Origin of the sequence: Roseateles asaccharophilus (assembly GCF_031458115.1) — a bacterium.
In the GTDB taxonomy this organism is placed as follows: Bacteria; Pseudomonadota; Gammaproteobacteria; order Burkholderiales; family Burkholderiaceae_C; genus Pelomonas; species Pelomonas asaccharophilus_A.
In genome coordinates this window covers 143,709-161,532 of the sequence record NZ_JAVDXV010000002.1, presented here as the reverse complement: position 1 = coordinate 161,532, position 17,824 = coordinate 143,709, and the positions used below count along the sequence as shown (strand labels likewise).

16 protein-coding genes are annotated in these 17,824 nt (G+C 70.7%); 13 read left to right on the top strand and 3 right to left on the bottom strand.

Going from position 1 to position 17,824, the window contains the following annotated elements; genetic code table 11:
• Positions 1–28 precede the first annotated feature (28 nt).
• The 5 genes from pxpB to J2X21_RS05210 all read left to right on the top strand — a co-directional run bounded on the left by pxpB (position 29) and on the right by J2X21_RS05210 (position 3,678).
• A complete protein-coding gene (gene pxpB, locus J2X21_RS05230) occupies positions 29–688 on the top strand; it encodes a 5-oxoprolinase subunit PxpB (RefSeq protein ID WP_310325780.1) in 660 nt (219 codons plus the stop codon).
• The gene (locus tag J2X21_RS05225) at positions 685–1,605 is read left to right on the top strand and encodes a 5-oxoprolinase subunit C family protein (protein WP_310325776.1); all 921 of its coding nucleotides are present in this window, start codon (positions 685–687) and stop codon (positions 1,603–1,605) included. The genes pxpB and J2X21_RS05225 overlap by 4 nt, the downstream gene beginning before the upstream one ends.
• Positions 1,606–1,607: 2 nt before the next feature.
• Positions 1,608–2,342 carry a 5-oxoprolinase subunit PxpA gene (pxpA, locus tag J2X21_RS05220; protein ID WP_310327209.1) on the top strand — a complete coding sequence of 245 codons (735 nt, stop codon included), beginning with the start codon at positions 1,608–1,610 and terminating at the stop codon, positions 2,340–2,342.
• Positions 2,343–2,344: 2 nt separating this feature from the next.
• Positions 2,345–3,340, top strand: coding sequence for a DUF72 domain-containing protein (locus J2X21_RS05215; RefSeq protein WP_310327208.1), 996 nt, complete (start codon positions 2,345–2,347; stop codon positions 3,338–3,340).
• A 110-nt stretch (positions 3,341–3,450) separates the two neighbouring features.
• On the top strand, positions 3,451–3,678 hold the full coding sequence (locus J2X21_RS05210; protein WP_310325774.1) for a CsbD family protein: 228 nt from the start codon (positions 3,451–3,453) through the stop codon (positions 3,676–3,678).
• Positions 3,679–3,786: 108 nt separating this feature from the next.
• On the opposite strand, the gene J2X21_RS05205 is transcribed toward J2X21_RS05210, so the two are convergent.
• From J2X21_RS05205 to J2X21_RS05195, 3 genes are all read right to left on the bottom strand, one after another.
• Positions 3,787–4,014, bottom strand: a complete 228-nt coding sequence (locus tag J2X21_RS05205) for a hypothetical protein (RefSeq protein WP_310325772.1) — start codon at positions 4,012–4,014, stop codon at positions 3,787–3,789.
• Positions 4,015–4,109: 95 nt separating this feature from the next.
• Positions 4,110–4,655, bottom strand: a complete 546-nt coding sequence (locus J2X21_RS05200; protein ID WP_310325771.1) for a 2'-5' RNA ligase family protein — start codon at positions 4,653–4,655, stop codon at positions 4,110–4,112.
• A 5-nt stretch (positions 4,656–4,660) separates the two neighbouring features.
• A complete protein-coding gene (locus J2X21_RS05195) occupies positions 4,661–4,897 on the bottom strand; it encodes a hypothetical protein (protein ID WP_310325769.1) in 237 nt (78 codons plus the stop codon).
• 136 nt (positions 4,898–5,033) lie between these two features.
• Between J2X21_RS05195 and J2X21_RS05190 the strand changes: the two genes are divergently transcribed.
• The 8 genes from J2X21_RS05190 (at position 5,034) to J2X21_RS05155 (ending at position 17,793) form a co-directional block, all read left to right on the top strand.
• Positions 5,034–6,188, top strand: coding sequence for an efflux RND transporter periplasmic adaptor subunit (locus J2X21_RS05190; protein ID WP_310325767.1), 1,155 nt, complete (start codon positions 5,034–5,036; stop codon positions 6,186–6,188).
• Between the two features lie 3 nt (positions 6,189–6,191).
• Entirely contained in the window at positions 6,192–9,344 is a 3,153-nt protein-coding gene (locus tag J2X21_RS05185; RefSeq protein WP_310325764.1) for an efflux RND transporter permease subunit, read from the top strand.
• Positions 9,341–10,729 (top strand): efflux transporter outer membrane subunit, encoded by a 1,389-nt coding sequence (locus J2X21_RS05180; protein WP_310325762.1) that lies wholly within the window; start codon positions 9,341–9,343, stop codon positions 10,727–10,729. Before J2X21_RS05185 ends, J2X21_RS05180 begins: the two co-directional genes overlap by 4 nt.
• A 63-nt stretch (positions 10,730–10,792) precedes the next feature.
• The gene (locus tag J2X21_RS05175) at positions 10,793–11,053 is read left to right on the top strand and encodes a hypothetical protein (RefSeq protein ID WP_310325760.1); all 261 of its coding nucleotides are present in this window, start codon (positions 10,793–10,795) and stop codon (positions 11,051–11,053) included.
• Between the two features lie 110 nt (positions 11,054–11,163).
• On the top strand, positions 11,164–12,261 hold the full coding sequence (locus tag J2X21_RS05170) for a LacI family DNA-binding transcriptional regulator (RefSeq protein WP_310325758.1): 1,098 nt from the start codon (positions 11,164–11,166) through the stop codon (positions 12,259–12,261).
• 24 nt (positions 12,262–12,285) lie between these two features.
• Positions 12,286–13,650 (top strand): MFS transporter, encoded by a 1,365-nt coding sequence (locus tag J2X21_RS05165; protein ID WP_310325755.1) that lies wholly within the window; start codon positions 12,286–12,288, stop codon positions 13,648–13,650.
• 93 nt (positions 13,651–13,743) lie between these two features.
• The gene (locus tag J2X21_RS05160; protein WP_310325752.1) at positions 13,744–14,898 is read left to right on the top strand and encodes a glycoside hydrolase family 88 protein; all 1,155 of its coding nucleotides are present in this window, start codon (positions 13,744–13,746) and stop codon (positions 14,896–14,898) included.
• Positions 14,899–14,946: 48 nt separating this feature from the next.
• Positions 14,947–17,793 (top strand): TonB-dependent receptor, encoded by a 2,847-nt coding sequence (locus J2X21_RS05155; RefSeq protein ID WP_310325750.1) that lies wholly within the window; start codon positions 14,947–14,949, stop codon positions 17,791–17,793.
• The last annotated feature ends 31 nt before the right edge of the window (positions 17,794–17,824 follow it).

The following is a 17,824-nucleotide window of genomic DNA, read 5'->3' as shown; positions in this document are numbered from 1 at the left end:
GAGTTTACGACCGCGATACTCCCGCCCCATGAACCCGCCGCCCGCGCCGCCCGAGTTGCTGATCCGCCCGCTGGGCGAGGCGGCGCTGTGCTGCGCGGTCGCCGGCCCCATCGCGCTGGAGCATCAGCAGCGCATCTGGCAGCTGGCGGCGGCGCTGGAGAAGACCGACGGCGTGCTGGGCCTCGTGCCAGGCATGAACAACCTGACGCTGACCTTCGACCCGCTGCACACCGACCCGCAAGCGCTGGCCCAGGCCGCGCTCACGCTGTGGAACAAGCCGCCGCGCCGGCAGGCGCTCGGCCGGCTCGTGAAGATCCCGGTCCGCTACGATGGCCCCGACCTGGGCGACGTCGCCACGCACTGCGGCTTGAGCCCCGACGAAGTCGTGCGCCGCCACGCGGCGGCCGAGTACGTCGTCTACTTCATCGGCTTCCAGCCTGGCTTCGCCTACCTGGGCGGGCTGGACGGATCGCTGCACACGCCGCGCCGCGACCAGCCGCGCACATCGGTGCCAGCCGGCAGCGTCGGCATAGGCGGCGCGCAGACCGGCATCTACCCGCTGGCCACGCCCGGCGGCTGGCAATTGATCGGCCGCACTGCCCTGCCCTTGTTCGACCCGCTCGCCGATCCGCCCACGCTGCTGGCGCCGGGCGACCGCGTGCGCTTCGTGCCGGAGGCCACGCCGTGATCGAAGTGCTGCGCGCCGGCCCGCAGACCACCGTGCAGGACCTGGGCCGCCACGCCTGGCGCGACCGGGGCTTGAGCCTGTGCGGCGCGCTGGACGACCTGGCGCTGCAGGCCGGCAACCTGCTGCTGGGCAACCCGCCCGACGCCGCCGGCCTGGAGTTCACGCTGGCCGGCGCCACGCTGCGCTTCCATGCGGACTGCTGGATCGCCCTCACCGGCACGGATGTCGACGCCCAGCTCGACGGCCGCCCGCTGCGCCCCGGCTGGCGCTGCGCCGTGCGTGCCGGTCAGCAGCTCAAGCTGGCCGCGCCGCGCGAACGCATGCGCAGCTACCTCGCCGTGTCGGGCGGCATCGCCGTGCCGGCCGCGCAAGGCTCGCGCAGCACCGACCTGAAGGCGGGCTTCGGCGGCCTGGACGGTCGCGCGCTGCGCGACGGCGACCGGCTGCCGCTGGGATCGCCCGCCCGATTGCCGACCCGGCCGGCCGGCCTGCGCCTGCCCGACTGGACACCCACCGTGCGCGTGCTGCCCGGCCCCGAGTACGCCGACTTTGACGCCGCCTCGCGCGAGGCCTTGCTGGCGGCGAACTGGACCGTCACGCCGCAGAGCAACCGCATGGGCTACCGGCTGGCCGGCCCGGCGCTGACGCGCGAGCGCGGCGACGAACTGCCCTCGCACGGCGTGCTGCCCGGCGTCGTGCAGGTGCCGCCGTCGGGCCAGCCCATCGCTTTGCTGGCGGACGCACAGACCACCGGCGGCTATCCCAAGATCGCCGTCGTCATCCGCGCGGACCTGTGGAAGCTCGCGCAGCTGCGCCTCGGCGCGACACTTCGCTTCGTGCCCTGCTCGCCCGACGACGCCATCGCCGCGCTGCGCGAGCGGCAACGCGACCTGGACGCCTGGAGATACGCGCCGTGAACTTGCAAGTGGACCTGAACGCCGACCTCGGCGAAGGCGCGCCCGACGACGCCGACCTGCTGGCGCTGGTCAGCTCCGCCAACATCGCCTGCGGCTGGCATGCCGGCGATGCGCGGCTGATGCAGGCCACCGTGGATGCGGCGCTGGCGCGCGGCGTGGCCATAGGCGCCCATCCCAGCTACCCCGACCGCGACAACTTCGGCCGCAGCGAGATGCAGCTGTCACCGGCCGACGTGCGCGCCGACCTGATCTACCAGATCGGCGCGCTGGATGCGCTGGTGCGCGCGGCCGGCGGCCGGCTGCATCACGTGAAGCCGCATGGCGCGCTCTACAACCAGGCCGCGCGCGACCCGGCGCTGGCCGATGCCGTCGCCACCGCCGTGCTCGACGTGAACCCGTCGCTGGCGCTCTATGGCCTGGCCGGCAGCGAGCTGCTGCGCGCCGCCGAACGCGCCGGCCTGCGCGCCGTGGCCGAGGTGTTTGCCGACCGCGGCTACCGCGCCGACGGCAGCCTGGTGCCGCGCAGCCAGCCCGGCGCCTTCGTCGAGGACACCGGCGAAGCCGTGGCCCGCACGCTGCGCATGGTGCGCGAGGGCGTGGTGCAGGCGGTCAGCGGCGAGGTGGTGCCGCTGCAGGCGCAGACCATCTGCCTGCATGGCGACGGCCCGCACGCGCTGGCGTTCGCGCGCGCCATCCAGGCCGCGTTGGTGAGCGCCGGCGTGCATGTGGCCGCGTGACGATGCAGGACTCGCTGTTCTCCAACGACGCGCCACCGCTAGAACCCAAACGCGCACGCGGCGTGCAACCGGCGCCGGTCAGCGATGAAGACCAGGCGCTGGCCGCCGCGTTGTCGCCGCACGTGCATCTGGGCACGTCCACGTGGAGCTACCCGGGCTGGCAAGGCCTGGTCTGGGCGGGCCGGCACAGCGAGGCGACGCTGTCCAGGACGGGTCTGCCCGCCTACTCGGCCCAGCCGCTGCTGCGCGCCGTGGGCATAGACCGCGGCTTCTACAAGCCGCTGGCCGCCAGCGAATTCCAGCGCCATGCCGAGCAGGTGCCGCGCGGCTTTCGCTTCACCGTGAAGGCGCCCAGCCTGGTCAGCGACCCGCTGCTGCGCAGCGAGGACGGCCGCGGCCAGCAGCCCAATCCACTGTTCCTCGACCCGACGGCCGCGCTGCAGGATTTCATAGCGCCCGCTTACGAGGGCCTGGGCGCCAGCATCGGCGCCCTGGTCTTCCAGATCAGCCCGCTGCCAGGCTCGATGCTGGCGCGCATGAACGAGCAATTCGACCGCCTGCATGCACTGCTGCTCGCATTGCCCAAGCCGCCCGCTGGTGTGCTCTGCGTGGAGGTGCGCGACGCCGCCTGGCTGACGCGCGACCTGGCCGACCTGCTGCGCGACACCGGCGCCACCTATTGCCTGGGCCTGCACCCCAAGCTGCCGCCGCTGGCCGAACAGCTGCCACTGCTGCGTGCGCTGTGGCCCGGGCCTATGGTGGCGCGCTGGAACCTGAACCGGCTGCACGGCGCCTATGGCTACGAAGAGGCGGAGAAAAAGTACGGCGAGTTCAGCGAGATGCTGGACCCCGACCCCGAGACGCGCGCCGAGCTGGCCCGCGTCATCCGCGGCACGGCCGGCGCCGGGCAGGACTGCTTCGTGACCATCTCCAACAAGGCCGAGGGCTCGGCGCCGCTGAGCGTGCGCGCGCTGGCGCAGGCCGTGGTGCACGCCTGATCGGCCGCTTCCTACAGCCATCTCCCCGCTGGTCCGACCCGTTAGCGCCGACACCAGCGGCACAGTGACACCACCGCGGCAGGTCGCCGCACATCACTGAAGGAGTCACCATGAACTGGGATCGCATCGAAGGCCAATGGAAGCAGGTCACCGGCAAGGTCCGCGAGCAATGGGGCAAGCTCACCGATGACGACATCGACGTCGTCGGCGGCCGCCGCGACCAACTGGCCGGCAAGATCCAGGAGCGCTACGGCGTGGCCAAGGACGAGGCCGAGAAGCAGATCGCGAGCTGGGAGCGCCGCGCGACGGACGACTGGTTCATCAAAGACAAGGTCTGACGCCAGCACACCATGACCGAGAAGGCCGCCCCGAGGGGCGGCCTTTTTCAGCGCCCTTCAAGGCGCACAAAAAAGGCGCATGCATCGCATGCGCCTTGGCGACGGTGCTCAGCCGGCCGCCGCCTTGCGGGTGGTCGTGCGGCGGCGCGGCGCGGCGGCCTTCTTGGGCGGCGCAGGCGGCAGGTTGCCACCCTCGGCCTCCCAGCGGTTTACCTCGTCGCGATGACGGTGGCCCTCATCATGGCTGCGGCGCGTCTGGTGCTTGCGGCTCAGTTGCTGCACCAGCGTGGCCGCCAGGCCCGACGCGGCGGCCAAGGCAATCACAAGCTTGATCATGGCGGTCTCTCCTCAAAAGGATCTGGCAGGTGCGCCATCGTGGCGCCGCCGCCAGAAACCGCCGGTCGGCCGGCGGCGATGCCGGCTGTAGGACGCTATCCCTGCAACGGCCAGCCCCGCAGCACGTCATGGCGGGTCTGCCCCTGCACGCTCTTGACCAGCACGAACTCGGCGGCCAGCCACCCGGGCAGGTCCAGCGCCCAGGTCGGGGCGGGATGCTTGTCGTAGCGCAGCGTCAGGTGCGGCTCGTAGTCGCGATCCGGCGCCGCGAAGCCGTGGGCTTTGAGCCGCTCGACCAGCGCGTCGCGCAGCTCGCGCACGGCCTCCAGGCCCTGGCCACCGGTCAGCACGAACGGGTGATGGCGCGCACGGTGGTCGCCCCAGCTGGCGAAGCGGTCGAAGTGCAGGTCGAACGCCGGCCGCACCAGCTCGGCCGCCGCGCGGCTGGCGCCGGCCACTACGTGGGCATCCGGCTCGCCGTCGAAATAGCCGAAGTAGTGCAGCGTGATGTGGAAGATGTGGTGCGGCCGCAGGCGCGGCAGCAGACCGCGCGCCTCGTGCTCGGCCGTGACGACCCGGGCGATGCGCCGGGCCGTCTCCTCGTCGGGCCGCAGCGCGAAGAAGAGCTTGTGGCCCGCCACGGCCTTCAGTTCGTCGCGGCGGATGCGGCCTCGGCGGCGCGCCGGGCAGCCTCGTCCAGCGAGCCCTGCACCTGCTGCCCCACCGCCTGCGGCTGCGGCAGCGCGCCAGGATCCGCCGCCTGCGAGGCCGCGGCCGCAGGGGGCGTCGAGGCGGGCTTCAGCGCCGCCGACTGCTTCTTGACCAGCGACAGCACGATGGCCGCAACGATGACGAGGGCGAGGAGGCTGAAGGCAGCGCGCATGGCGGTCACGGCGAAGATTGATTAGCACCCAGCATAGCCGCCGCCAATCCCCACATCGCCGGGGCGACTAGCATGCGAGGTTATGACGACACATGCCACTCACAAGAATCTCCTGGTTCCCGTCCTGGCCGCCCTGTTGCTGAGCGCCTGCCAGGACAAGAAAAGCGCGGAGCCGGCCAAGGGCGGTCCGCCCGAGGTGGGCGTGGTGAGCGTGAGCACGAAGGACGCGCCGCTGGAGCTGGAGCTGCCCGGCCGGCTGTCGGCCAGCCAGATTGCCGAGATCCGGCCGCAGGTCAGCGGCATCGTCGTCAAGCGGCTGTTCACGGAAGGGGCTACCGTCAAGGCCGGCCAGCCGCTGTACCAGCTGGACGCGGCCACGTTCGAGGCCGAGCGCGCCCGCACCGCCGCGGCGCTGCAAAAGGCCGAGGCGTCGCTGGCCGTCGCCCGCAGCAAGGCCGCGCGTGATGCCGAACTGCTGAAGGCCGATGCGATCAGCCGCCAGGCCGCCGACGACAGCGCCGGCCTGCTGAAGCAGGGCGAGGCCGACGTGGCCGTGGCCAAGGCCGCGCTGGACGCCGCCCGCGTGCAGCTGGACCGCGCCCGCATCGCCGCACCCATCGCCGGCCGCGTGGAGATCTCCACCGTCACCGCCGGCGCGCTGGTGACGGCCAACCAGACCCAGGCGCTGACCACCGTGCAGCAGCTGGACCCCATGCAGGTCGACATCGTGCAGAGCAGCGCCGAGATGCTGACGCTGCGCCGCCAGTTGGACGGCAGCAGCGGCAGCCGCCAGCTGAAGATCGTGCTGGAGGACGGCTCGCTGCATCCGCAGCCCGGCACGCTGCAGGTCAGCGGCGTCACCGTGGACCGCGGCACTGGCGCCGTGACGCTGCGTGCGACGGTGCCCAACCCCAAGGGCTTGCTGCTGCCCGGCATGGTGGTGCGCGCCAAGCTGCTGGCCGGCGTGGACAGCGGCGTCATCCTCGTGCCGCAGCAAGGCGTCAGCCGCTCGCCCACGGGCGACGCGACGGCGCTGGTCGTCGGCGAGGGCAACAAGGTCGAGCGCCGCCGCCTGGTGCTGGAACGCGCGGTGGGCAACCAGTGGCTGGTGACCAGCGGCCTGAAGGTGGGCGACAAGCTTATCGTCGAGGGCCTGCAGCGGGCCCGGCCCGGCCAGCCGGTGTCGCCGGTGCCGGCCGGCTCTGCCGCCAAGAAGAAGGGGGAGAAGGCTGGCGGCGCTGCATCCGCCCCCGCCTCCGCGCCGGCCTCCGCCGCGAGCAAGGGCGCCTGATCCATGGCCGCCTTCTTCATCGACCGGCCCATCTTCGCGTGGGTCATCGCCATCGTCATCATGCTGGCCGGCGGCGGCGCCATCCACCAGCTGGCGCTGGAGCGCTACCCCGACATCGCGCCCACGCGCGTGTCCATCAACACCAGCTACCCCGGCGCCTCGGCCAAGGCCATCGAGGACTCGGTGACGCAGATCGTCGAGCAGAGCCTGAAGGGCATCGACGGCCTGCTGTCCATCGAGTCGAACAGCAGCGCCGCCGGCAATGCCAGCACGACGCTGACCTTCGTGGCCGGCACCAACCCCGACACCGCCCAGGTGCAGGTGCAGAACAAGGTGCAGTCCATCATCAGCCGGCTGCCACAGGCGGTGCAGGCCCAGGGCGTTCGCGTGACCAAGTCGGGCGTGGACTTCCTGATGATCGCGATGCTGACCAGCGATGACGCCAGCACCAGTTCAAGCGACCTGGGCGATTACCTGAACTCCACGCTGGTGGACGTCATCAGCCGCGTGGAGGGCGTGGGCGACGTCAACGTGTTCGGCTCCGGCTATGCGATGCGCATCTGGCTGGACCCGCTCACGCTGCAGCGCTACGGCCTCGTGCCGGGCGACATCCGCACCGCGCTGCAACAGCAGAACACCGAGGTCTCGGCCGGCCAGATAGGCGCCCAGCCTGTGCCCGAGGGCCAGCGCCTGACGGCCATCATCACCGCGCGCTCCAAGCTGACGACAGCCGAGGAGTTCAAGAACGTCGTCATCCGCGTGCAGCCCGACGGCTCGGCGCTGCGACTGGGCCAGGTGGCCCGCGTCGAACTCGGCCGCGACAGCTACACCACCAACGTGCGCTCCAGCGGCCGGCCCGCCGCCGGCCTGGCCATCTTCCCGGCCAGCGGCGCCAATGCGCTGGCCACCGGCGACGCCGTGAAGGCCAAGCTCAAGGAGCTGGAACCCTTCTTCCCGCCCGGCTACAGGGCCACGGTCACCTTCGACACCACGCCCTTCATCCGCGTGTCCATCGAAGGCGTGGTGCAGACGCTGATCGAGGCCATCCTGCTGGTCGTGGCCATCATGTATCTGTTCATGCAGAACCTGCGCGCCACGCTGGTGCCGGCCATCGCCGTGCCGGTGGTGCTGATGGGCACCTTCGGCGTGCTCGCGGTGGCCGGGTTCTCGATCAACTCGCTGACGATGTTCGGCCTGGTGCTGGCCATCGGCCTGCTGGTGGACGACGCCATCGTCGTCGTCGAGAACGTCGAGCGGCTGATGCGCGAGGAGGGCATGTCACCCAAGGAGGCCACCCGCAAGAGCATGCAGGAGATCACCGGCGCGCTGGTCGGCATCGCCGTCGTGCTGTCGGCCGTGTTCATCCCGATGGCATTCTTCGGCGGCTCCACCGGCATCATCTACCGGCAGTTCTCGATCACCGTCGTCAGCGCGATGGTGCTGTCGGTGCTGGTGGCGATGACGCTGTCGCCGGCGCTGTGCGCGACGGTGCTCAAGCCCGTGCACAAGGGCGAGCACGCGGCGCACGGCGGCCCCTTCGGCAAGCAGCTGGACTGGTTCTTCGGCGGCTTCAACCGCCGCTTCGATGCCCTCACGGAACGCTATGTGCGCGGCGTGGGCTGGATGAGCCGGCGCGGCGTGCGCAGCTTCGCGGTCTACCTGGCCGTCATTGCCGGCATGGCCTGGATGTATGCCAAGCTGCCCACATCCTTCCTGCCCGACGAGGACCAGGGCGGCCTGCAGATCCAGGTGCGCATGGCGCCCGGTGCCACCAGCGAGCGGCTGGAGGTGGTGATGCAGGAGCTGGAGGCCTACCTGGCCGAACAGAAGGACGTGCTGTTCTACAACGTCGTGCGCGGCGCCGGTGGCGACCAGGGCTCCGGCCAGGGCTTCATCCGGCTGAAGGACTGGAAGGACCGCAAGACGCCGGACCAGGCGGCCGGCGCGCTGGCCGAACGCTTCACGCGCGAGCTGGGGCGGCGCGTGCGCGACGCCAGCATCTTCATCGTGCAGCCGCCCACCGTGCGCGGCCTGGGCGGCAGTGCCGGCATCCAGCTCTTCCTGCAAGACCTCGGCGGCCTGGGCCAGGAGAAGCTGATCGAGGCCCGCGAGCAGCTCATCGAGCTGGCCAACAAGCACCCCGAACTCAGCCGCACGCGCACCAACAGCCTGACGGAAACCCCGCAGCTGCAGATCAACATCGATGACCACAAGGCCGGCGTGCTGGGCGTGCAGCCCAACGTCATCAACGAGACCATGTCCATCGCGCTGGGCGGTTCCTACGTCAACGACTTCATCGACCGCGGCCGCGTCAAGCGCGTGCTGGTGCAGGGCGAAGGCGCCTACCGCGCCGCGCCGGAAAGCATCAACCACTGGTATGTGCGCAACACCGCCGGGCAGATGGTGTCCTTCGCCGCCTTCGCGTCGAGCAGCTGGATCAACGGCCCGCGCCAGCTGGTGCGCTACAACGGCAGCTCGGCCTACGAGATCCAGGCCGACGTGCCGCCCGGCACCAGTTCCGGCGCCGCCATGAAGGCGATGGAGGAAGTGCTGGCCGAGATGCCCCCGGGCATAGGCTACGAGTGGTCGGGCCGCAGCTACCAGGAGCGGCTGTCGGGCGACCAGGCGCCGCTGCTGTACGCGGTGTCGGTGCTGTTCATCTTCCTGTGCCTGGCCGCGTTGTACGAGAGCTGGTCGGTGCCCTTCAGCGTGATGCTGGTGGTGCCGCTGGGCATCTTCGGCGCGCTGATCGCCAGCCACCTGGGCGGGCAGAACAACGACGTGTTCTTCCAGGTCGGCCTGCTGACGACGGTGGGCCTGTCGGCCAAGAACGCCATCCTGATCGTCGAGTTCGCGCAGACGCTGATGGCCCGCGGCATGAGCCTGATCGACGCCGTCATGCTGGCCAGCCGCCAGCGGCTGCGCCCCATCCTGATGACCTCGCTGGCCTTCATGATGGGCGTGCTGCCGCTGGCCTATTCCAGCGGCGCCGGCTCGGGCTCGCAGAAGGCCATCGGCTTCGGCGTGCTGGGCGGCATGGCCAGCGCGACGGTGCTGGGCATCTTCTTCGTGCCGCTGTTCTACCTGTGGGTGAAGCGGCGCTTCACGCGGCACAAGGAAGCGCCGGCCGCCGCAGCACCGGAGGTGAAGGCATGAAACGCGCTCACCTGACCCTCATGGCCGCGGCCTGCACACTGCTGGCCGGCTGCGGCAGCCTGGTGCCGCCGACCGAGAAGATCGCGCCGCCGCTGCGGCAGGACTTCCGGCCGGGCATGACGCCCATCAACCTGCCCACCGACACCGCCAACGAATGGGACGGTTTCTTCGCGGACGCGCGGCTGCGCAAGGTCGTCGGCATCGCGCTGCTGGAGAACCGCGGCCTGCGCGCCAGCGCCGCCGTCGTGGAACGCGTGCGCGCGCAGCACCGCATCACCGAGGCCGACCGCATCCCCGACCTCAACGCCGGAGCGTCCGCCACGCGCCAGCAGGTGGCCGGCGGCGCGACGACCAGCAGCTACGCCGTCAACCTGGGCCTGGCCAGCTACGAGATCGACCTGTTCAACCGCCTGGCCAGCCTGGAAGGCGCGGCGCTGTCGCGCTATCTGGCGCAGCAGCAGACACAGCGCAGCGCGCAACTGAGCCTGGTGGCCGAGGTCAGCAATGCCTGGCTGACGCTGGCCGCCGAGCAGCAGCGCCTGACGCTGGCGCAGCAACTGCGCGACAGCCAGCAGCGCACGCTGTCGCTGACCGAGCAGCGCCATCAGCTGGGCGCCGCGTCCGGCCTGGAGCGCGCCCGCGCGCGCACGGCATTCGAGGCGGCCCGCGGCGAGGCCACGCGAGCGGCCGCTGCCATCACACAGGCCCGCCTGGCGCTTGAGCTGTTGGCCGGCCAGCCGCTGCCCGACGACCTGCTGCCCACGACGCAGGGCATGGAGGCGCTCACCGCGCTGCCCGCCCTCCCCGGCGGCCTGCCTGCCGAGGTGCTGCTGCAGCGCCCCGACCTGCGTGCCGCCGAGCAGGCCTTGCAGGCCGCGGCCTTCGACGTGGGCGCCGCCCGCGCCGCGCGCTTCCCGCGGCTGACGCTGACCGCCAGCGGCGGCACGCGCTCGCCCGAGCTGGACGGCCTGTTCAAGAGCAGCACCGGCTTCTGGAGCGTGGTGCCGCAGCTGGACCTGCCGCTGTTCGACGGCGGCGCACGCGCCGCGCAGGTGGAGGTCAGCCAGGCCAACCGCCGCCAGGCGCTGGCGACGTACGAGGGTGCGCTGCAGTCCGCCTTCCGCGAGGCCGCCGACGCGCTGGCCGTGCGCGACAGCCTGGCCGAACGGCTGGACGCGCAGCAGGCCCAGGTGGCCGCCGCCGCGCAAAGCCTGCGCTTCTCCGAGGACAGCTACCGGCTGGGCGGCAGCAGCCAGCTGGAGCTGCTGGACGCCCAGCGCCAGTTGGCCACCGCGCAGCAGGCGCTGATCACGCTGCGCCTGGCCGAGCAGGCCAACCGCGTCACGCTGCTGCGCGCACTCGGGGGCCGCTGGGCAGCGAGCTGACGCCGCTGCGGGTGGCCGCCCCGGCGCGGCCACCTACAGTCGCGCGATGACTGTCCGTTCACTGTGGCTGGCCTTCGAGGCCTGAATGCGCAGACGCCGGACCGCACGCTGACGACACTGGCGCGGCTGGGCTACCGCTTCGTGCCGCTGGACGAGGCCTTGCGCGACGAGGCCTACCGTTCGCCCGAGAAGGCCAGCGGCCGCTTCGGCCCGTCGTGGCTGGCGCGCTGGGCGCGGGCCAAGGGCGTCAAGCTCAGCGTCTACGGCCAGCCCGACCCGGCCGGCCAGACGGCCGCGTGGCACGGACAGCTGTGCGTGAAGTGAGACTCAGGCAGGCGGCGGCCGACCTGTCGTAAACCCCGATCCTGCGCACCTTGCGGTCAAGGTCTTTGCCACCGAGAATAGGTTAACGTTAACCATTCGATAACAGCTTCATGTCCAGCCCCCGCGACGACGACCCGACCGCTCCCGCCAGCGGCCGCGTGACGGTCACCGACATTGCCGCCGTGGCGGGCGTGTCGGTCATGACGGTGTCGCGCGCGCTCAGCGGCAAAGGCTATGTCGCCGAGAACACGCGCGCCAAGATCCTGCAGGTGGCGGAGTCGCTGGGCTATGTGGCCAACATCGGCGCCAAGGCCATGAAGGGCGGGCGCACCGGCGTGCTGGGCCTGCTGGTGAGCGATTTTCAGTCGCCGGTGGTGGCGGCCATCATCGGCGCCACCAGCCGCATGGTGAAGCAGGCCGGGCTGGACCTGATCCTGTACGACATCGCCCCCGTCGCGGGCAGCAAGGCGCGGCCCGACATCGGCGCGATGTTCTCCACGCTGTGCGACGGCCTGCTGCTGATCCTGCCGGGCCAGCATGCCGAGCAGCTGGACCAGTTCCAGCGCCTGAGCCTGCCGGTGGTGCTAGTCAACTACTGGCGCGCCCCCACCCCCCTGCCGGTGGTGCGCGCCGACAACTACGAAGGCGCCTACGGCATCACCCAGCACCTGCTGGATCTGGGCCATCGCCGCGTCGCCTTCATGCGCGGCACGTCCTACTCGGGCCAGAGCGCCGAGCGCGAGCGCGGCTATCTCGCCGCGCTGGCCGCCGCCGGCGTCGAGCCGGATCCTTCGCTCATCGTCGACGGCGAGTTCAGCCAGCGCTCGGGCTTCGAACAGGGCCAGGTCTTGCTTGACCGCGCCGACCCGCCCACGGCGGTGTTCTGCGCCAACGACCTGATGGCCCAGGGCATGCTGGACGCCGCACGTGTGGCCGGCCTGTCCGTGCCCGAGCAGCTGTCGGTGGTGGGCTTTGACGACATCCCATCCGCTGCCCAGTGCCACCCCGCGCTGACGACCGTGCGGCAGGACTACGAGCAGCTCGGCGAGAACGCCGTGCGCCTGCTGTTGCAGCACATCGAGCATGGCAGCCAGCGCGGCATGCGCATCGAGCTGCAGAGCCATCTGGTGATCCGCGACTCGACGGCGCCGCCGCCGGTCAAGCCGGCGCCGGCTCCGCGCGCCACCGCGGCACGCAAGCGCGTCTGAGGGCTTGCGCGCATGGATGCCAGCATGAGCACAGCGACCGCCCTGCCCGACGCGCCGCGCCAATGGCGCTGCGGCAGCCTGGTCTATGGCGTCACCGGCCTGGCCGTGCTGTTCGGCTGGCTGCTGCTGGGCGACTTCGCGTGGAGCATCAAGGAGCGGGCCGTCGTGCCGGTGGCCCAGGTGCTGCTGAAACAACTGCAGGCCAGCGACTTCTTCATCGCGCTGGTCGTGGGCTCGCTGCCGGCCGGGCTGGCCATGCTGTTGGGGCCGGTCATCGCCGTGAAGTCGGACCGCCACCGCGGCCGCTACGGCCGGCGCATCCCCTTCCTGCTGCTGCCCGTACCACCCATCGTCGCAGGCCTGCTGGGCATGGCGGCGACACCCGCGGTGGGCGCGCTGCTGCACGACCTGCTGGGCTCCGCGTCCCCCGGTGAGCGCATCTGCCAGTTGGCCTGGTTCAGCCTGACGTGGACGCTGTTCGAGGTGGCCTCGGTGACGGCCAATGCCGTGTTCGGCGGGCTCATCAACGACGTCGTGCCGCAGCCGCTGATCGGCCGCTTCTACGGCCTGTTCCGCGCGACCAGCCTGCTGGCCGGCATCGGCTTCTCGTCGCTGGTGCTGGGGCATGCCGAGCAGCATTTCACCGCCATCTTTGCCGGCATCGCGGCGGTCTATGGCGCCTGCTTCCTGCTGGTGTGCTGGCGAGTGCGCGAGGGCAGCTACGCGCCGCCGGAGCCGCTGCCGGCTGAGGAAGGCGGCTTCGCCGCCGCCGCGCGGCGCTACCTGCGCGAGTGCTTCAGCCACCGCTTCTACGTGCTGCTGTTCCTGGCCATGATGCTGGGCCTGGTGTGCGGCAGCCCCGTCAACAGCTTCGGCGTGTTCTACGCAAAACAGGTGGGCCTGGGCCTGAGTGGCTATGGCGACGCGCTGGCCGTCACCTATGCCTGCTCGCTGGTGCTGGCGCTGCCGGTGGGCTGGCTGGCCGACCGCTTCCATCCGCTGCGCGTGGGCCTCGCATCCATCTGCGCCTATGCGCTGTGCATGCTGGCCGCGGGCCTCTGGGTGAGTGACGCGCAGCAGTTCGGCATCGCCTTCGTGCTGCACGGCGTCGTGTCGGGCATCTACCTGACCGGCACCGCGGCGCTGGGTCAGTACCTGTTCCCCGCCGCGCGCTTCGCGCAATTCTTCTCCGCCATGAACCTGCTGGCGGCCATCGGCTACATGCTGGTCGCGCCGGTCATGGGCGCGTGGCTGGACGCCACCGGCAGCCACTACCACCACACCTTCATCGCCAGCGGCGCGCTCGCGCTGCTGTGCGCGCTGTGCTACGTGGCCCTGCTCGCGCAGATGCGCCGGCTGGGCGGCTTCCACCGCTACCAAGCTCCCTGAGTCTCCTTTGGCGGCCGTGCACGGGCGCGGCCGTCTCTTTTTCCGAATATGTTTACGTTAACCGAAATTACCACAACCTCTGAGGCACCCAGCGTGTTCGAGGCCGCGCTGCGCGAAGCCTGTGCGCAGCTGGGGCGCTGCCTGGATGACCTGGGCGCGCACTCCCCCGGCGACACCAGCGTGGCCAACCGCTTCCAGCCGTCGGCCTGGCCTGGCGTGCCGCACGGCACCAACGGCAGCTGGACGGCGGGCTTCTGGACCGGCCTGCTGTGGATGGCGCATGAGCTGAGCGGCGAGGCCCGCTTCGCCGAAGCGGCGCGCGCGCAGCTGCCCGGCTATGCGCTGCGGCTGGATGCGCACTACCTGCTGGACCACCACGACCTGGGCTTCCTCTACCTGCCCTCCTGCGTCGCCGCGCGGCGCAGCGGCGTGGACGCCCGCGCCACGGCGCTGCGCGCGGCCGACCTGCTGATGAAACGCTACCTGCCGCGCGCAGGCGTCATCCAGGCCTGGGGCCAGCTCGACGACCCGGCCCAGCGCGGCCGCATCATCATCGACTGCCTGCTGAACCTGCCGCTGCTGCACTGGGCCAGCGCCGAACGCGGCGACGACAGCCTGCGCGACGCCGCACTCAGCCATGCGCTGCGTTCGCAGCAATACCTGGTGCGCAGCGACGACACCAGCTTCCATACCTTCCATTTCGACGCCACCACCGGCGCGCCGCGCCATGGCACCACGCAGCAAGGCGCATCCAACGATTCCTGCTGGGCGCGCGGCCAGGCCTGGGGCGTTTACGGCTTTGCGCTGAACCACCGCTTCGCGCCGGGTCTGGGCTTCCTGGACACCGCCGAGCGGCTGGCCCGGCGCTTCCTGCAGGGCCTGCCCGCACACGGCGTGGCCTGCTGGGACCTGAGCCTGGCCGACGTGCCCGGCGAGCCCTGGGACAGCTCGGCCAGCGCCATCGCGGCCTGCGGCCTCATCGAGATCGCCCAGCTGCTGCGAGCCGAAGGCCAGGCCGAACGCGCCGCCTTCTACAGCGCCGCGGCCGACCGCCTGCTCACCGGCCTGCTGCAGCACTGCGCCGGCTGGCGCACCGCCGGCAGCAATGCGCTGCTGCTGCACAGCGTCTACAGCAAGCCCGAGGCGCTGGGCGTCGACGAGGCCTGCCTGTGGGGTGACTTCTTCTTCCTCGAAGCCCTGGCCCGCAGCGCGCGGGGCTGGGCGCCTTTCTGGCATCCCGGCGGCTGAGGGCCAGCGCCGCACCACCCATAACCATCATCATTCGGAGCCACCACCATGCAACCTACTTCCAGCCCCCGACTGCGCCCGACGGCGCTGGCCGCCTTCACGCTGCTGATGGGCGCCGCCCAGGCGCAGACGGCCGCACCGGCCGATGCCGACAACAAGCTGGAGACCGTGCTGGTCACCGGCATCCGCGCCGCCAAGGACAAGTCGCTGGCCGCCAAGCGCTATGCCGACGGCGTGACCGAAGTCATCAGCGCCGAGGACATCGGCAAGATGCCCGACAAGAACGTGGCCGACGCGCTGCAGCGCGTGCCCGGCATCAACACCGCCACCGGCACTGGCGGCAACGGCGGCTATGACGAGAACGACCGCGTCAGCATGCGCGGCACCAGCGCCAGCCTGTCGCTGGTCACGCTGAATGGCCACTCGGTCGCGTCGGCCGACTGGGACTACGGCGACATGATTGCCGGCGGCGCCGGCCCCAACACCAGCGGCTCGGCGCGCAGCGTCAGCTTCCTGCTGCTGCCTTCCGAACTGGTCAGCCAGGTCGTCGTGCACAAGAGCGCACAGGCCGATGACATCGAGGGCGGCGTGGCCGGCTCCATCGACATCATCACGAGGCGGCCGCTGGACTTCAAGAAGCCGTTCACGGCCGAGGTCGGCGTGCAAGGCGTCTACAGCGACCGCGCCGGCAAGACCGACCCGCAGCTGTCGGCCCTCTTGAACTGGAAGAACGCCAGCAACACCTTCGGCGTCATGGGCCAGTTCTTCGACGAACGCCGCCATGTGCGCCGCGACGGCCAGACGCGCAGTTACGGCGTGGCCACCGCCGCGCAGGCCAACGCCGCCGTACCGGTGGGCACCACCTTCGTCACCAACGTCGCGACGCAGCTGTTCGAGCAGGAGCGCAAGCGCCGCGGCGGCGTGCTGGGCGTGCAGTGGAAGCCCAGCGACGCGCTGGTGCTGAACGGCGAGGCCTTCCACTCGCAGCTGGACGCGAGCTACTACCGCCAGATCTTCAACACCGACTTCGCCAACAGCCTGAACAGCAAGGTCGTGCCGACCGGCGCCGTCATCAGCAACGGCGTGCTGACCGGCGCGACCTTCGCCAACACGACCAACAACGGCAACAACCTGCAGGCCACCTACAACCCCGGTGCAGCGGTGAAGACCAACTACTACACCGGCGACTTCAAGCTCAAGGTGAACGACAGCCTGAACGTGAACGGCTTGGCCGGCACGACCAAGGCCGAGGGCAAGGCCGACTTCTACGAACACTACATGAGCTTCCGCGGCGTGACGCAGGCGTACACGCTGGGCGACGAGTCCGGCCCCACCCGCATCAGCCTGCCCAACGGCCTGATGGCCAGCAACTGGAACTTCATCCGCAGCGACCACAACCACACGCTGGCCAGCAGCGTGGATCGCGAGGACTTCGCGCAGCTGGACGGCGAATGGAGCTTCGACGGCGGCGTGCTGAACAGCCTGAAGTTCGGCTGGCGCGGTGCCGACCACCTGCGCCAGGCCTACCGCCCGCTGAAGACCGGCTGGCCCATGAATGCGGCCGGCACCGGCCAGGTCGACGGCGGCCTGCCGCAGATCGCCTGGGACGGCAAGACGCTGCCCTCGGACTTCGGCGCCAGCCTCGGCGACGGCGCGGGCGGCCTGGCGGGCTATGTGCCGTCGCTGTCGCCCAGCACCATCGCGCAGTGGAGCGAGGCCAACCTCAGCAACGACCCGGTGTTCAACCGCCCTGCGTCCGGCCCGTTCCGTGTCGGCGAGAAGAGCCAGGCGCTGTACCTGATGGCCAAGCTCAGCGGCGACGCCTGGCGCGGCAACGTGGGCCTGCGCTATGTGAAGACGCGCACCAGCGTGACGACCAACACCGGCCTGTCCTGCGGCGCCGCCGGCAGCCGCGCGGCGGACGGCACGCTGATCACCTATGGCAGCGCGCTGCAGGCCAGCGAATGTGCGGCCTTCGTGCCCGCCGGGGCCACGCTGACGACCGGCTCGCGCTTCGGCAACTTCTTCACGATGACCACCGACAGCCAGGGCAGCGAGCTGCTGCCCAGCGCCAGCCTGGTGTTCGATGTCAGCAAGCAGCTGACCGTGCGCGCGGCCATCGCCAAGACCATGTCGCGCCCCGAGTACAGCGCCTTGGGCACGGCCATCGGCAACTTCCAGTTCAACCCCGCGTCCACGCCGGTGTCCACCGCGTCGGGCGGCAACCCCAAGCTGGAGCCGGTCGTCGCGAAGAACTTCAACCTGGGCGTGGAGTGGTACTTCCAGCCGCGCTCGCTGCTGTCGGCCCAGGTCTTCGTCATCGACTTCGACTCGCTGATCGGCGCCGGCAGCTCGGTGCAATACCTGTTCAACACGGCGGCCAAGGACCCGGTCACCGGCGTGCTCAAGCCCGCCTTCATGGACACGACGGTCAGCCAGCCCATCTCGGTGACCGGCAAGTCCAAGGGGGTGGAGCTGGGCTGGGAGCAGCCGCTGTGGGGCGGCTTCGGCGCCAACGCGAACTACACCTTCGCCGACGCCAAGGAGGCCAACGGCAACCCCATCATGGGCGCCGCGAAGCACACCTACAACCTGGGCGCGTACTACGAGGACGAGCGCTTCAACGCACGCATCGCCTACGCCCACCGCAGCGAGATCCGCATCGGCCTGTACGGCGCGCAGCAGAGCTACGCGGCGGCCAGCGGCACGGTGAACGCGTCCTTCGGCATGAAGCTGACCGATGGCCTGTCGCTGAACATCGAAGGCCTGAACCTGAACAGCCCCACGCTGCGCTACTTCAACAAGGTGCCCACCAGCACGGCGCTGCCCGAACAGACCACGGCGCTCTACAACAGCGGCCGCCAGGTCTACGTGGGCCTTCGCTACAAATATTGATCCCACGGGATCCCCGTCGTCTTCGTTCCGT

Bases quoted from the DNA above. Each gene is read 5' to 3' on its own strand.
- J2X21_RS05215 (WP_310327208.1), top strand. From the start codon at position 2,345: ATGCAGGACTCGCTGTTCTCCAACGACGCGCCACCGCTAGAACCCAAA.
- J2X21_RS05210 (WP_310325774.1), top strand. From the start codon at position 3,451: ATGAACTGGGATCGCATCGAAGGCCAATGGAAGCAGGTCACCGGCAAG.
- J2X21_RS05180 (WP_310325762.1), top strand. From the start codon at position 9,341: ATGAAACGCGCTCACCTGACCCTCATGGCCGCGGCCTGCACACTGCTG.
- J2X21_RS05165 (WP_310325755.1), top strand. From the start codon at position 12,286: ATGAGCACAGCGACCGCCCTGCCCGACGCGCCGCGCCAATGGCGCTGC.
- pxpB (WP_310325780.1), top strand. From the start codon at position 29: ATGAACCCGCCGCCCGCGCCGCCCGAGTTGCTGATCCGCCCGCTGGGC.
- J2X21_RS05155 (WP_310325750.1), top strand. From the start codon at position 14,947: ATGCAACCTACTTCCAGCCCCCGACTGCGCCCGACGGCGCTGGCCGCC.
- J2X21_RS05170 (WP_310325758.1), top strand. From the start codon at position 11,164: ATGTCCAGCCCCCGCGACGACGACCCGACCGCTCCCGCCAGCGGCCGC.
- J2X21_RS05185 (WP_310325764.1), top strand. From the start codon at position 6,192: ATGGCCGCCTTCTTCATCGACCGGCCCATCTTCGCGTGGGTCATCGCC.
- J2X21_RS05205 (WP_310325772.1), bottom strand. From the start codon at position 4,014: ATGATCAAGCTTGTGATTGCCTTGGCCGCCGCGTCGGGCCTGGCGGCC.
- J2X21_RS05195 (WP_310325769.1), bottom strand. From the start codon at position 4,897: ATGCGCGCTGCCTTCAGCCTCCTCGCCCTCGTCATCGTTGCGGCCATC.